This is a genomic window from Streptomyces sp. NPDC098101 (genome assembly GCF_044760185.1).
In the GTDB taxonomy this organism is placed as follows: Bacteria; Actinomycetota; Actinomycetes; order Streptomycetales; family Streptomycetaceae; genus Streptomyces.
The window spans coordinates 488,768-502,154 of the sequence record NZ_JBIWAS010000005.1 but is presented as its reverse complement, the minus strand read 5'-3'; the positions used below and the strand labels follow the sequence as shown (position 1 = coordinate 502,154).

Below are 13,387 nucleotides of genomic sequence, written 5' to 3'. Positions count from 1 at the left end.
TCACCCACCCCCCGGCGCGGTCCGTATGCGGGCCCAGGGCGTCAGGAGCCGCTGGAGGCCCAGGAGGAGCAGGTCGGCGACGACGGCGAGCAGCACGCACAGCACCGAGGCGGCGAGCACCTGCGCCTTGAAGAAGGTCGGCAGGGCGTCCTCGATGAGGTTGCCGAGGCCGCCGCGCCCGACGACCGAACCGATCGTCGTCAGCGCGATCGTGGACACCGTCGCCATCCGCACGCCGGCCATCAGGACCGGAAGCGCCAGCGGCAGTTCGACCGCCCACAGCAGCCGCAGCGAGCCGTACCCCATGCCCCGGGCCGCCTCCCGCGTCTCGGCCGGGACCGCGGCGAGCCCCGCCAGCGCGTTCCGCACGAGGATCGTCAGGGCGTACAGCACGAGGCCGGTCACCACGAGCGCCGCCGACAGCCCGAAGAACGGCAGCAGCAGCGAGAACATCGCGAGCGACGGGACCGTGTAGAGCAGCGTGGTCAGTCCGAGGACCGGCCCCGCGAACCGGGGCCTGGCCCGGACGAGCAGCGCCAGCGGCACCGCGACGACGAGCGCGATCAGCACGGAGGCGACCGTGATTCCCACATGCTGGAGCAGCGCCTCCGTCAACTCCTCGCGGCGGGTGCGGAGGTACTCCCCGCAGATCCAGTCGTTCGTGACCAGACAGTTCGGCGCGCTCATCGTCCCTCCCCCCGGGCCTCCACCTACCCGAACGCATGTGTGGACGACCCTAACCCCCGCCACCGACAATCCCCGAGATCCGCCACAATGCGGCAACACGCCCTTCACACACCCCCGCCGCCCAGGGGCCAGAATGGGGAACCATGATCCGGTTCGAGCACGTGACCAAGCGGTACGACGACGGCACCACCGCCGTGGACGACCTCTCCTTCGAGGTCGCCGAGGGCGAACTCGTCACCCTGGTCGGCCCGTCCGGCTGCGGCAAGACGACCACGATGATGATGGTGAACCGGCTCGTCGAACCGACCTCCGGCCGCGTCCTCGTCGACGGCGAGGACATCGCGGGCGTCGACCCGGTCGCCCTGCGCCGCAAGATCGGCTACGTCATCCAGCAGGTCGGCCTCTTCCCCCACCGCACCGTCCTCGACAACACCGCGACCGTCCCCTCCCTCCTGGGATGGAAGAAAGCGGCGGCACGCGCGCGGGCCGCCGAACTCCTCGACCTCGTCGGCCTCGACCCGGCCACATACGGCTCCCGCTACCCCGCCCAGCTCTCCGGCGGCCAGCGCCAGCGCGTCGGCGTCGCCCGCGCCCTCGCCGCCGACCCGCCCGTCCTCCTCATGGACGAGCCCTTCGGCGCCGTCGACCCCGTCGTCCGCGAACGCCTCCAGAACGAGTTCCTCGCCCTCCAGGCCACCGTCCGCAAGACCGTCCTCCTCGTCACCCACGACATCGAGGAGGCCGTCCGCATGGGCGACCGCATGGCCGTCTACGGACAGGGACGCATCGAGCAGTTCGACACCCCCGCCACCGTCCTCGGCTCCCCCGCCACCCCGTACGTCGCGGACTTCGTCGGCAGCGACCGCGGCCTCAAGCGGCTCGCCGTCACCCCCGTCACGGAGGCCGACCTCGACCCCGTGCCCGCCGGAGCGCCCGGAAACGGCGACCCCGCCCCCGTACCCCTCGGCACGTCCCTCAAGGAGGCGCTCGCCGTGCTCCTCCAGCACGACACCGGACGCCTCACCGTCACCGGCGCCGACGGCAGCCCCCTCGGCGTCCTCACCCCGGCCGGCGTCCACCGCGCCCTGCGCCGGGCCTCGGCCGCGTGACCGCCGGCGCCCCCGGGATCAGTCCGCGCTGAGCTTCCCGCCCATCCACACGAGCCCCGGCGGGATCTCCCGGTTCCACGTGTTGAAGTTGTGGCCGCCGCTCTCCAGGACGATCGACGAGACGTCCGCCGGGCTCTTCACCTTCCGGACGAACTCCCGCGTCCCCTTCAGGTTGTCCTCGCCCTTCAGCGACGACGTCACCAGGAACGACGACTTCCCCTGCGGCAGGTGGTCCAGGCTCCACAGCAGGTCCGCCCGCTTGCGCAGCCGGTCGTCCCCCCGGAACAGGTCACCGGTCGTCACGTCCTCCGCCGCCCGGTAGTACGCCGAGAAGCCCGCCCCCGCCGCGAACCGGTCCGGATGGTGCAGCGCGATCTTCAGCGCGCAGTACGCCCCCGTCGAGTTCCCCATGAAGCCCCAGTTCCGCGGCTCCGTCCCCACCCGGTACGTCTCCGAGACCGCCTTCGGCAGGTCCCGCGCGAAGAAGGTCTCCGTCTGCGGACCCCCCGGCACGTCCACGCACTCGGTGTCCCGCGGCGGCGCCACCGTCGGGCGCAGCATCACCAGGACCATCGGCTGCATCCGGCCCCGCTTCGCCTGCTCGTACGCCGTCCTCGGGTACTTCAAACCCTTGATCAGGTTCTCCGCCGTCCCCGGATACCCCGTGAGCACCACCGACGCGGGGAACGTCCGCTTCGCGTACCGCTCCTGGAAGTACTCCGGCGGCAGGTACACGTAGGCCGGCGAGACGATCCCCGACCGCTCCCCCGCCACCACGACCTTCTGGATCTGCCCGCCGACCTCCGGACGCCCGCCGCCCGGCACGTCCATCACCTGCGTCCCCACCACCCGCAGGTCCTTCGAACCGGCCGTGTGGTCGACGACCACGCCCATGTCCTGCTCCTGGCCGAACAGATCGGCCCACGAGCCGTAGAAGAGGAACGACCGGTTCGCCGCCAGGCCCACCGCCGCGAACAGCGTCACCTGCGTCACGAACAGCAGACCCACCCGGCCCGCGACCGACCGCCACCCGCCGCGCGCGAGCCGCGGCCACAGCAAAACCGTGGCCAGGAACAGCACCACGGCCACCACGACCGCCAGCACGAGGACCTTGGTACTGGTGAGACCCATGAGTCGACCGAGCCTTCTTTCCGAGAATTTCCTGTGAACCGATGAACCCGGCCCCGTACGGCGCCGTCCTAGAAGGCGCACCAGCCGGAACGGCCCGCCGAACGCGCCGCAGGGCCCGACCGGAGTCAAAGACCCTGCGCAGGACCACGGGAAGTACGGGAAGCCATGTCTGTCACGGTAGATGGGGACAAAAGAGGATTGGTTCCGGTTCGGGTACGCCGGATCCTGCGCGGCCCCCGACCCGAGAAGGTCCCCTCGCTCGTCGGCACGGCCTGCACCCTCATCGGCCTCCTCGACATCGCCGCCGGGGTCTTCCCCCGCTTCCGCGCCAGCCGCGTCCACGCCGTCGCCGAAGTCCTCCCCGGCACCCTCGGACCCCTCTCCGCCGCCCTCTCCCTGAGCGCCGGAGTCCTCCTCCTGCTCCTCGCCCACGGCCTCAAGCGCCACAAGCGCCGCGCCTGGCGGGCCGCCGTCGTCCTCCTCCCCCTCGGCGCCACCGCCCAGTTCGTCTGGCGCCACTCGGTCCTCGGCGCCCTCCTCTCCCTCGCCCTCCTCACCCTCCTGATCCGCCACCGCGGCGAATTCGCCGCCCTCCCCGACCCCCGCAGCCGCTGGCGCGCCCTCGCCAACTTCGTCGTCATGGGCGCCGGCTCCATCGGCCTCGGCCTCGTCATCGTCAGCGCCCACCCGCGCCGCGTCATCGGCAGCCCCAGCCTCACCGACCGCCTCGAACACGTCCTGTACGGACTCCTCGGCGTCGAAGGCCCCGTCGGCTACACCCACGGCGTCGACTGGACCGTCGGCTACTCCCTCGGCGCCCTCGGAATGCTCACCGCCCTCACCACCATCTACCTGGCCTTCCGCCCCGAGCACCCCGCCGCCCGCCTCACCGACGACGACGAGACCCGGCTGCGCGCCCTCCTCGACCAGCACGGCGGCCGCGACTCCCTCGGCCACTTCGCCCTCCGCCGCGACAAGGGCGTCATCTTCTCCCCCAGCGGCAAGGCCGCCGTCTGCTACCGCGTCGTCTCCGGCGTCATGCTCGCCAGCGGCGACCCCATCGGCGACGTCGAGGCCTGGCCCGGCGCCATCGAACGCTTCATGGACGAAGCCAAGATCCACTCCTGGACCCCCGCCGTCATGGGCTGCTCCGAGACCGGCGGCCAGGTCTGGACCCGCGAGACCGGCCTCGACGCCCTCGAACTCGGCGACGAGGCGGTCGTCGACGTCGCGGATTTCTCCCTCTCCGGCCGGGCCATGCGCAACGTCCGCCAGATGGTCAAGCGCATCGAACGCAACGGCTACACCACCCGCGTCCGCCGCGTCCGTGACCTCGACGACGCCGAACTCGAACGCGTCCGCCGCGCCGCCGCCGACTGGCGCGGCACCGACACCGAACGCGGCTTCTCCATGGCCCTCGGCCGCATCGGCGCCCCCGGCGACGGCGACGCGGTGATAGCGACCGCCCACAAAGAGGACGAGGACGGCACGGAGACCCCCTACGGCGACCTCAAGGCGATCATCCACTTCGTCCCCTGGGGCCCCGACGGCATGTCCCTCGAACTCATGCGCCGCGACCGCTCCGCCGACCCCGGCATGAACGAGCTCCTCATCGTCGCCGCCCTCCAGGCCTCCCCCGCCCTCGGCATCAGCCGCGTCTCCCTCAACTTCGCCATGTTCCGCGCGGCCCTCGCCCGGGGCGAGAAGATCGGCGCCGGACCCGTCCTCCGCCTCTGGCGCGGACTCCTCGTCTTCCTCTCCCGCTGGTTCCAGATCGAGTCCCTCTACAAGTTCAACGCCAAGTTCCGGCCGCGCTGGGAACCCCGCTTCGTCGTCTACCGCACCAGCCGCGACCTCCCCCGCATCGGCTTCGCCGCCATGCAGGCCGAGGGCTTCGTGAACCTCTCCCTCCCCCGCCCCTTCACCCGCCGCCGCCCCGCCCCGGCCCCCCGCCCCTGCACCCACCTCACCCCGGCCCGCCCCGCCGAACACGAGGCCCGCGCGGCCTGACCCCGCGCGGCCCGGCCACCCGCCCCGGGGCCCCTCCGGCGGACCCCCGGCCCCGGCCCCGAACCCCGGGCAGGCCCTACGCTGGTCCCATGAGTACGACGATCGGCCGGGGCACGGCCCGGGGCCTGCCGGAGTGGGACCGCTGCGCGGTCATGGGCGTGGTCAACGTGACCCCCGACTCCTTCTCCGACGGCGGCCGCTGGTTCGACACCACGGCCGCCGTCAAACACGGCCTCCACCTGGCCGCCGAAGGCGCCGACCTGATCGACGTCGGCGGCGAGTCCACCCGCCCCGGCGCCCCCCGCGTCGACGAGGAGGAGGAACTCCGCCGCGTCGTCCCCGTCGTCCGGGGCCTCGCCGCCGAAGGCGTCACCGTCTCCGTCGACACCATGCGCGCCACCGTCGCCGCCCGCGCCGTCGCCGCCGGCGCCGTCCTCGTCAACGACGTCAGCGGCGGCCTCGCCGACCCCGGCATGGTCCCCGCTGTCGCCGCCGCCGAAGTCCCCTTCGTCGTCATGCACTGGCGCGGCTTCAGCGACACCATGAACGACCTCGCCGTGTACGACGACGTCGTCACCGAAGTCGTCACCGAACTCCGCACCCGCCTGGAGGCGGTCGTCGACGGCGGCGTCGACCCCGACCGCATCGTCGTCGACCCCGGCCTCGGCTTCGCCAAGCTCGCCCCGCACGACCTGGCCCTCGTCGCCCACCTCCCCGAGCTGCGCGCCCTCGGCCGCCCCCTCCTCGTCGCCGCCTCCCGCAAACGCTTCCTCGGCCACGTCCTCGCCCACGAGGGCGCCGCCCCGCCCCCCGCGCGCGAACGCGACGCCGCCACCGCCGCCGTCTCCGCCCTCGCCGCCCACGCGGGCGCGTGGGCCGTCCGCGTCCACGAGGTCCGCGCCACCGCCGACGCCGTCCGGGTCGCCCGCGCGGTCGAAGGAGCCAGGTGACCCCCGCCACCGACGAAGCGGCCGTCGAAGCCGCCAACACCGCCTTCTACGAGGCCATGGAGACCGGCGACTTCGACACCGTCTCCGGCCTCTGGCTCGACGACGACACCGTCCCCGTCACCTGCGTCCACCCCGGCTGGCCCGTCCTCACCGGCCGCGGCGAGGTCCTCCGCTCGTACGCCCTGATCATGGCGAACACCGAGTACATCCAGTTCTTCCTCACCGACCTCAAGATCTCCCTGGCCGGCGACACCGCCCTCGTCACCTGCACCGAGAACATCCTCAGCGGCGGCCCCGCCGAGGACGGCGCCGAACTCGGACCCCTCGTCGGACAGCTCGTCGTCGCCACCAACGTGTTCCGCCGCACACCCGACGGCTGGCGCGTCTGGTCCCACCACGCCTCCCCCGTCCTCGCCGACACCGACGGCCCCGACGACGCGGAAACCGCCCCCGACGACCTCGAACCACCCGTCTGACCTGCGGCGAACCCCTCCCCCGGCCCCCCGCGGACACGCCCTGTCGGTCCTCGCGGGTAGATTCGACGACGGACACCCGGCCGTCCGCACCCGGCTGCGTGGCCACCCGAACTACGACAGCAGGAGTGATTCGCGTGGATCGTGTCGCGCTGCGCGGCCTCAAGGCCCGGGGCCATCACGGCGTCTTCCCCAAGGAGCGCGAGGAGGGACAGACCTTCATCGTGGACCTGACCCTCGGCCTGGACACCCGCCCCGCCGCCGCCGGGGACGACCTCTCCAAGACCGTCCACTACGGGATCGTCGCCGAGGAGGTCGTCGACGTCGTCCAGGGCGAGCCCGTCGACCTGATCGAAACCCTCGCCGAACGCATCGCCCAGCAGTGCCTGAGCCACGCCGGGGTACAGGAGGTGGAGGTCGTCGTCCACAAGCCGGACGCGCCCATCACCGTGCCCTTCGACGACGTCACCGTCACGATCACCCGGAGCCGACGATGAAAGCGACGCACAGCGACCCCACCGTCCAGCCCGTACCCGCCTCCGTCGTCGAGACCGTCGACGCCGCCGACACCACCCTCTCCAACCCCCGCTGGGCCGTCCTCGCCCTCGGCGCCAACCTCGGCAACCGCCTGGAGACCCTCCAGGGCGCCGTCGACGCCCTCGCCGACACCCCCGGCCTCCGGGTCAAGGCCGTCTCCCCCGTGTACGAGACCGAGCCCTGGGGCGTCGACCCCGGCAGCCAGCCCTCGTACTTCAACGCCGTCGCCCTCGTGAAGACGACCCTGCCGCCCTCCTCCCTCCTGGAGCGCGCCCACGCCGTCGAGGAGGCCTTCCACCGCGTCCGCGAGGAGCGCTGGGGGCCCCGCACCATCGACGTCGACATCGTCGCGTACGCGGACGTGGTCTCCGACGACCCCGTCCTCACCCTGCCCCACCCCCGCGCCCACCAGCGCGCCTTCGTCCTCGCCCCCTGGCACGACGTGGACCCCGAGGCCCAGCTCCCCGGCCACGGACCGGTCGCCGGGCTCCTCTCCTCCGTCGGCGACGAGGGCGTCACCCTCCGTACCGACCTGGAACTCCGTCTGCCCGAGTAGTCGTTAGGCTCGTGGCAGACCGCCCGCGACCACGTGAAGGACACCCGGTGAAACAACTGCGGCTGAAGGTGCTCGCCGGACTGTTCCTGGCGGCCGGGATCCTCTCCTGGGGCGGCGCCCGCCTCTGGGACGCGGTCGGCACCCTCCCGAGCGTGCCGGTCGCCGCGCCGATCGTCCTCGCCGTCATCGCCGTCGTCCTCGCCGCGACCGCCCTCTCCCTCCGCGCCCGCCTCCGCGCCCAGCGGGAGCGCCGCCCCGGCGCCAAGGGCGTCGAACCCCTGATGGCGGCCCGCGCGGTGGTCTTCGGCCAGGCCAGCGCCCTGGTCGCCGCCCTCGTCGCCGGCATGTACGGCGGCACGGGCGTCTTCCTCCTCGGCTCCCTCGACGTCCCGGCCCGCCGCGACCAGGCCCTCCACGCCGCCCTCGCGGTCCTGGCGGGCCTGGCCGTCATCGCCTCCGCCTTCTTCCTGGAACGCGTCTGCAAGCTGCCGGAGGACGACGACGACGGGCCGTCGGCGGCCTAGACCGCGTTGCGCTGCTTGTACGCCTCGGCGTCGAAAGCGGGCGGTCGACCGCCGGCCCTGCCGCGACGAAGGCGGTGACCGACCTGGCCAGCGGTGACGCGGACGGCCAACGGCCGCGCATGATTGTCGCCAGCAAGGTGGACCTCCGCCGTTCAGTCCTCCTCGGGAGCGTTCTGGCGCGTGGTCTTCGGGTTCGGCCTGGTCTGGAGCTCCTTTTCCTGGCTCCGGCAGCGTGCCGGTGAGCTCGGCAGACGGTGAAGTCCACCGATACGATCCAGCCGATGGTGTCAACGTCGTCGACCGCTGCCAGAACCGCGGCAAGAATGCGTTTCCAGGTGCCGTCCGCAGCCCATCTGAAGAGTCACCTGTGAGCGGTCTGGAATGAGCCAAGCTCGTCCGGCAGGTCACGCCAGGGTGAGCAGGTGCGGCACTTCCACGCGATGGCTTCAAGGGTTCGGCGGTGATCGGCCCACCACCGCCCACGGACCGGATCAGCCGGCATCAGCGGCTCGATCCGGCCCCACATCGCATCAGTGATCACCAACCGGACAGACATGTCCGATCGACTGACCAATTGACCAAAGAGCCACGCCCTAGGCGGTTTCCGACGGGCCTGCTTCAGGCCGGCACCAGGTCGACCAGTGGCCCGCGCACCCGACCCGCTCGCCACTCACCCGCACGACGACCAGCCCGTCGTCCTCGAACGCGACGCACTCACCCGCCCACAGAAAGAACGGGGCCACCGCCTCGAAGGCATAGCCGTCGTCCGTCCTCAGAACATCCACCAGCACCGACCTCAGGGCCGGCGTCTTGCCGTCAGCGATCAGACGCATACCGAGATGCTCCCACGCCCCTCGGAACGCCCTGGTCCCGACAACCGGCCCCCTCACCGGGCCTCCCGCACGAGGTGCCCGTTCAGGAGGAAGGTGGGGTACGGGGCGAGGCGGTAGCCGTAGAAGGTGAAGGGCTTGGTGCCTAGGGCGGGGCGGGGGCGGATCTCGTGGACCTTGATCCAGGAGGACTCGGGCGGGTCGAGGGGGTGCTCTTCGGGGGCGAAGGTGTTGCGGTAGGCCCAGCGGTTCGACACATACAACTGTGAGGCCGTCTTTCCTTTCGAAGGAGAGAAGCGGGCGCCGATGATCTGTGCCAGCTCCGCCAGGAACGGGGCATTGGCGCTGACGATCATGCGGCCCCAACCGTGCTTGAGGTTGCAGCCATCGCCCTCGATGTATCCGTCCAGAAAGCCCTGGAGGGTATCGGCGTCCCTGAGGACTACTCGTGGAAAGCCCTGTCGCATGTGATGGGCGTCCCCGCCCACGTAATGCCGCAATGCATCGGAGAGGTACGAGGAGACCACCCGCACACGGAAGCCCGGCAGATCCCGCTTCAGGTAGCCGGACGGCCGGGTCACTGCCTCAAGACGGGCGGGGAGACCGGTGCAAGCCGTCAGCGCGGTTGCGTACCGGGCTGCGAAAGTTTTGTCATTCACGATCAGCGACACGTAGTTCTTGCCGACCGTTCCGTCGGCGCAGGTGGCTCCGACGAAGTACCCGAACTCGTACCCCGGCTTGATCGTCAGCCGCTCCCGGCACAGCTTCCGCGCAGGCGTCCAGGCGACCGTCTTCCCTGCCGCGTCGGCCGCGTGCACCCAGCCGCCCGGCGTGCACAGCAGCAGGTCCGGGCTGGTGGTGAAGGTCATGTGGTCCGTCACCACGTCGACGGCGGTGCGCGCCTTCACCGCCGTCACGTCCACGACCGTGGTCCGGACCGTCCGGTCGCCGTCCAGCGTCCACATCGCACTGCCCGGAGTCACGTTCTTGGCCTGGACGCAGCCGTCGACCAGGTTCACCAGCATCTTGCTGGTCGGCCCGTACCTCATACCGATCCCTCCCGATCAGCGATCAACCCCACTGATCGGGACGGTATGGACCCGTACGGGCGGCCCGCTACGAGCGGGCCAGTATCAAGGACATGGCCTCGGCACGTGTAGTAGCGTCACGAAGTTGCCCACGTACCGCCGAGGTCGTCGTCTTGGCACCCGGCTTGCGGATGCCTCGCATCGACATGCACATGTGCTCCGCCTCGATGACGACGATTGCACCCCGCGCATCAAGGATTCGCATAAGGGAATCAGCGATCTGCGTCGTCAGGCGTTCCTGAACCTGAGGCCGACGCGCGAATACGTCCACGAGGCGCGCAAGCTTGGAAAGACCTGTAATCTTTCCGGATTCGGCCGGGATGTAGCCGACATGGGCCACCCCATGGAATGCCAAGAGATGATGTTCGCAGTTGCTAACGAACTCGATGTCCTTCACCAGGACCATCTCGTCATGCCCCAGATCGAACGTCGTCGTCAGCACGTCCTCGGGCTTCTGCCACAGCCCCGCGAAAAGCTCCTTGTACGCCCGCGCCACCCGCGCCGGCGTTTCCCTCAGGCCCTCGCGGTCCGGGTCCTCGCCGACCGCGATGAGGAGCTCTCGTACGGCGTTCTCGGCGCGCTTCTCGTCGAAGTCGCCGATCCTGCCCTCGCCGTCCAGGGTCACCGGGTCGGTCATCTTTGCCTCGTTCCGTATGCCTGTGTGCGCGAATGGCCGCGCCCCCACAGGCTAAAACCTGTGGGGGCGCGGTATCCATTCCGGGTCCGCCGGGACGGTCAGTCCTCCGGGGACGGGGGGTCCACCGGGGCGATGTCGAGGCCCTTGGTGGTGTCCACCGTGGCGGACGAGCCGTTCGCGCTGTTCGTCAGGGCCAGCTCCTTGGGGGAGAGGACCGGCGGGCGCGTGGAGGGGGTGCGGCGGGAGGAGCCGGTCCACGCCGGGCGGGCCGGGCGCTTCACGATCGGGGCGAAGATCTCCGCGATCTCCTCCTTGCCGAGGGTCTCCTTCTCCAGGAGGGCGAGGACCAGGTTGTCGAGGACGTCGCGGTTCTCGACGAGGATCTCCCAGGCCTCGTTGTGCGCGGTCTCGATGAGCTTCTTGACCTCTTCGTCGACCAGCGCCGCGACCTCTTCCGAGTAGTCGCGCTGGTGCGCCATCTCGCGCCCGAGGAAGGGCTCGGTGTTGTCGCCGCCGAACTTGATCGCGCCGAGACGCTCGGTCATGCCGTACTGCGTGACCATCGCGCGGGCGGTGGTCGTGGCCTTCTCGATGTCGTTCGCCGCGCCCGTGGTCGGGTCGTGGAAGACGAGCTCCTCGGCCGCGCGGCCGCCCAGCATGTACGCCAGCTGGTCGAGCATCTCGTTGCGGGTGGTGGAGTACTTGTCCTCTTCCGGCAGGACCATCGTGTAGCCCAGGGCGCGGCCCCGGGACAGGATGGTGATCTTGTGGACCGGGTCGGAGTTCGGCAGGGCCGCCGCGACCAGGGCGTGGCCGCCCTCGTGGTACGCGGTGATCTTCTTCTCCTTGTCCGACATGATGCGGGTCCGCTTCTGCGGGCCCGCGACCACGCGGTCGATCGCCTCGTCCAGCGCCTTGTTGTCGATCAGCTTCTGGTCGCTGCGGGCGGTGAGGAGCGCCGCCTCGTTGAGGACGTTGGAGAGGTCCGCGCCGGTGAAGCCGGGGGTGCGTCGGGCGACGGCGCCGAGGTCGACGTCCGGGGCGACCGGCTTGCCCTTCTGGTGGACCTTGAGGATCTCCAGGCGGCCCAGCATGTCCGGGCGGTCGACGGCGATCTGCCGGTCGAAGCGGCCGGGGCGGAGGAGCGCCGGGTCGAGGATGTCGGGGCGGTTCGTGGCGGCGATCAGGATGACGCCGCCCTTCACGTCGAAGCCGTCCATCTCGACGAGGAGCTGGTTGAGGGTCTGCTCGCGCTCGTCGTGGCCGCCGCCGAGGCCGGCGCCGCGGTGGCGTCCGACGGCGTCGATCTCGTCGACGAAGACGATGGCCGGCGCGTTGGCCTTGGCCTGCTCGAAGAGGTCGCGGACCCGGGAGGCGCCGACGCCGACGAACATCTCGACGAAGTCGGAGCCGGAGATCGAGTAGAAGGGGACCCCGGCCTCGCCGGCGACGGCGCGCGCGAGGAGCGTCTTGCCGGTTCCGGGCGGGCCGTAGAGCAGGACGCCCTTGGGGATCTTGGCGCCGACGGCCTGGAACTTGGCGGGCTCCTGGAGGAATTCCTTGATCTCGTGGAGTTCCTCGACGGCCTCGTCCGAGCCCGCGACGTCGGCGAAGGTGGTCTTCGGGGTGTCCTTGGTGATGAGCTTCGCCTTGGACTTGCCGAACTGCATGACGCGGGAGCCGCCGCCCTGCATCTGGTTCATCAGGAAGAGGAAGACGACCACGATGAGGACGAAGGGCAGGAGGGAGAGCAGGATCGAGACGAAGGGCGACTGCTTCGTCGGGGAGACGGTGTAGCCCTTCTCGATCTGTCCGGCCTCGAACTTCTCCTGGAGCTTGTCGGCGAGGGCGACGCCCTGGCTGCCGATGTAGCTGGCCTGGATCTTGTCGCTCTTGTCGATCTTCTGGCCGTCGACGAGCTCGATCTTGATGAGCTGCTCGTCACCGGTGGTGATCTTTGCCTGCTTGACCTGGTTCTTGTCGATCGCCTGGACGACCTTGCCGGTGTCCACCGTCTTGTAGCCCTCGGACGAGCCGACGACCTGCATCAGCACGACCACGGCGAGGACGGCCAGCACGATCCACATGACCGGCCCACGGAAGTATCGCTTCACGTCCATCCATACGGAGCGATAGCGCTCCGTCCCTCCTGCCCGTAGGAAAATGCTGCTGTGAGAGCTGCTGTGAGTACTGCGGTGTGAAAAAGCTGTTCTTCGGACGGTACCTCAGCATCGTCGCCCGCGACCGCCTTCCCGTGGTTCAACGGAGGGAAGGCGGTGCGGGTTCCCCGTACGGCCGTGGGATCAGCCGCCGTAGACGTGCGGGGCGAGCGTGCCGACGAAGGGGAGGTTCCGGTACTTCTCGGCGTAGTCGAGGCCGTAGCCGACGACGAACTCGTTGGGGATGTCGAAGCCGATCCACTTGACGTCGATGGCGACCTTGGCGGCCTCGGGCTTGCGCAGCAGGGTGCACACCTCCAGGGAGGCGGGTTCGCGCGAGCCGAGGTTCGACAGGAGCCAGGAGAGGGTCAGGCCGGAGTCGATGATGTCCTCGACGATCAGGACGTGCTTGCCCTTGATGTCGGTGTCGAGGTCCTTGAGGATGCGGACGACGCCGGAGGACTGGGTGCCGGCGCCGTAGGAGGAGACGGCCATCCAGTCCATGGTGACGGGGGTGGACAGGGCGCGAGCCAGATCCGCCATCACCATCACGGCGCCCTTGAGGACGCCGACGATGAGCAGGTCCTTGCCCGCGTATTCCGTGTCGATCTTCGCGGCCAGCTCTGCCAGCTTGGCGTCGATCTCTTCCTTGGTGATGAGCACCGACTGGAGGTCGGTGCCCATGTCCTTCTCGTT

14 protein-coding genes and 1 pseudogene are annotated in these 13,387 nt (G+C 70.4%); 7 read left to right on the top strand and 8 right to left on the bottom strand.

What is annotated here, in order from left to right:
* Positions 1–687: an ABC transporter permease gene (locus ACIQVI_RS25200; protein WP_121832398.1), complete on the bottom strand. Its 687-nt coding sequence runs from the start codon at positions 685–687 to the stop codon at positions 1–3.
* A gap of 143 nt (positions 688–830) precedes the next feature.
* Here ACIQVI_RS25200 and ACIQVI_RS25195 point away from each other — a divergent pair, with 143 nt between their 5' ends.
* Positions 831–1,796, top strand: coding sequence for an ABC transporter ATP-binding protein (locus tag ACIQVI_RS25195; protein ID WP_121832397.1), 966 nt, complete (start codon positions 831–833; stop codon positions 1,794–1,796).
* A gap of 18 nt (positions 1,797–1,814) precedes the next feature.
* On the opposite strand, the gene ACIQVI_RS25190 is transcribed toward ACIQVI_RS25195, so the two are convergent.
* Positions 1,815–2,927: an alpha/beta hydrolase gene (locus tag ACIQVI_RS25190; RefSeq protein ID WP_403599661.1), complete on the bottom strand. Its 1,113-nt coding sequence runs from the start codon at positions 2,925–2,927 to the stop codon at positions 1,815–1,817.
* Positions 2,928–3,092: 165 nt separating this feature from the next.
* Here ACIQVI_RS25190 and ACIQVI_RS25185 point away from each other — a divergent pair, with 165 nt between their 5' ends.
* The 6 genes from ACIQVI_RS25185 to ACIQVI_RS25160 all read left to right on the top strand — a co-directional run bounded on the left by ACIQVI_RS25185 (position 3,093) and on the right by ACIQVI_RS25160 (position 7,977).
* Positions 3,093–4,937 (top strand): phosphatidylglycerol lysyltransferase domain-containing protein, encoded by a 1,845-nt coding sequence (locus ACIQVI_RS25185; protein ID WP_403599658.1) that lies wholly within the window; start codon positions 3,093–3,095, stop codon positions 4,935–4,937.
* Between the two features lie 89 nt (positions 4,938–5,026).
* A complete protein-coding gene (folP, locus tag ACIQVI_RS25180) occupies positions 5,027–5,887 on the top strand; it encodes a dihydropteroate synthase (protein ID WP_403599655.1) in 861 nt (286 codons plus the stop codon).
* Complete coding sequence (locus tag ACIQVI_RS25175; RefSeq protein WP_121832393.1) at positions 5,884–6,363, top strand: nuclear transport factor 2 family protein; 480 nt, start codon at positions 5,884–5,886, stop codon at positions 6,361–6,363. The genes folP and ACIQVI_RS25175 overlap by 4 nt, the downstream gene beginning before the upstream one ends.
* 134 nt (positions 6,364–6,497) lie before the next feature.
* Positions 6,498–6,857 (top strand): dihydroneopterin aldolase, encoded by a 360-nt coding sequence (gene folB, locus ACIQVI_RS25170; RefSeq protein ID WP_030219416.1) that lies wholly within the window; start codon positions 6,498–6,500, stop codon positions 6,855–6,857.
* Positions 6,854–7,453 carry a 2-amino-4-hydroxy-6-hydroxymethyldihydropteridine diphosphokinase gene (gene folK / locus ACIQVI_RS25165; RefSeq protein WP_386367812.1) on the top strand — a complete coding sequence of 200 codons (600 nt, stop codon included), beginning with the start codon at positions 6,854–6,856 and terminating at the stop codon, positions 7,451–7,453. Before folB ends, folK begins: the two co-directional genes overlap by 4 nt.
* Positions 7,454–7,500: 47 nt before the next feature.
* The gene (locus ACIQVI_RS25160) at positions 7,501–7,977 is read left to right on the top strand and encodes a DUF3180 domain-containing protein (protein WP_351971766.1); all 477 of its coding nucleotides are present in this window, start codon (positions 7,501–7,503) and stop codon (positions 7,975–7,977) included.
* On the opposite strand, the pseudogene ACIQVI_RS25155 reads toward ACIQVI_RS25160, so the two are convergent.
* The 6 genes and pseudogenes from ACIQVI_RS25155 to hpt all read right to left on the bottom strand — a co-directional run.
* A pseudogene (locus tag ACIQVI_RS25155) lies at positions 7,977–8,533 on the bottom strand (IS5 family transposase); the annotation flags it as partial. The gene ACIQVI_RS25160 and the pseudogene ACIQVI_RS25155 overlap by 1 nt on opposite strands.
* A 37-nt stretch (positions 8,534–8,570) precedes the next feature.
* Positions 8,571–8,810, bottom strand: coding sequence for a hypothetical protein (locus ACIQVI_RS25150; protein ID WP_403599650.1), 240 nt, complete (start codon positions 8,808–8,810; stop codon positions 8,571–8,573).
* A 53-nt stretch (positions 8,811–8,863) separates the two neighbouring features.
* The gene (locus tag ACIQVI_RS25145) at positions 8,864–9,832 is read right to left on the bottom strand and encodes a hypothetical protein (RefSeq protein WP_403599647.1); all 969 of its coding nucleotides are present in this window, start codon (positions 9,830–9,832) and stop codon (positions 8,864–8,866) included.
* Positions 9,833–9,923: 91 nt separating this feature from the next.
* Positions 9,924–10,532, bottom strand: a complete 609-nt coding sequence (gene folE, locus ACIQVI_RS25140; protein ID WP_121832389.1) for a GTP cyclohydrolase I FolE — start codon at positions 10,530–10,532, stop codon at positions 9,924–9,926.
* 98 nt (positions 10,533–10,630) lie between these two features.
* Positions 10,631–12,652 carry an ATP-dependent zinc metalloprotease FtsH gene (ftsH, locus tag ACIQVI_RS25135; protein ID WP_351971861.1) on the bottom strand — a complete coding sequence of 674 codons (2,022 nt, stop codon included), beginning with the start codon at positions 12,650–12,652 and terminating at the stop codon, positions 10,631–10,633.
* Positions 12,653–12,835: 183 nt separating this feature from the next.
* Positions 12,836–13,375 carry a hypoxanthine phosphoribosyltransferase gene (hpt, locus tag ACIQVI_RS25130; protein ID WP_121832400.1) on the bottom strand — a complete coding sequence of 180 codons (540 nt, stop codon included), beginning with the start codon at positions 13,373–13,375 and terminating at the stop codon, positions 12,836–12,838.
* Positions 13,376–13,387 lie beyond the last annotated feature (12 nt).

Bases quoted from the DNA above. Each gene is read 5' to 3' on its own strand.
- ACIQVI_RS25200 (WP_121832398.1), bottom strand. From the start codon at position 687: ATGAGCGCGCCGAACTGTCTGGTCACGAACGACTGGATCTGCGGGGAG.
- ACIQVI_RS25195 (WP_121832397.1), top strand. From the start codon at position 831: ATGATCCGGTTCGAGCACGTGACCAAGCGGTACGACGACGGCACCACC.
- ACIQVI_RS25190 (WP_403599661.1), bottom strand. From the start codon at position 2,927: ATGGGTCTCACCAGTACCAAGGTCCTCGTGCTGGCGGTCGTGGTGGCC.
- ACIQVI_RS25185 (WP_403599658.1), top strand. From the start codon at position 3,093: ATGTCTGTCACGGTAGATGGGGACAAAAGAGGATTGGTTCCGGTTCGG.
- folP (WP_403599655.1), top strand. From the start codon at position 5,027: ATGAGTACGACGATCGGCCGGGGCACGGCCCGGGGCCTGCCGGAGTGG.
- folK (WP_386367812.1), top strand. From the start codon at position 6,854: ATGAAAGCGACGCACAGCGACCCCACCGTCCAGCCCGTACCCGCCTCC.
- ACIQVI_RS25150 (WP_403599650.1), bottom strand. From the start codon at position 8,810: ATGCGTCTGATCGCTGACGGCAAGACGCCGGCCCTGAGGTCGGTGCTG.
- ACIQVI_RS25145 (WP_403599647.1), bottom strand. From the start codon at position 9,832: ATGCTGGTGAACCTGGTCGACGGCTGCGTCCAGGCCAAGAACGTGACT.
- folE (WP_121832389.1), bottom strand. From the start codon at position 10,532: ATGACCGACCCGGTGACCCTGGACGGCGAGGGCAGGATCGGCGACTTC.
- ftsH (WP_351971861.1), bottom strand. From the start codon at position 12,652: ATGGACGTGAAGCGATACTTCCGTGGGCCGGTCATGTGGATCGTGCTG.
- hpt (WP_121832400.1), bottom strand. From the start codon at position 13,375: ATGGGCACCGACCTCCAGTCGGTGCTCATCACCAAGGAAGAGATCGAC.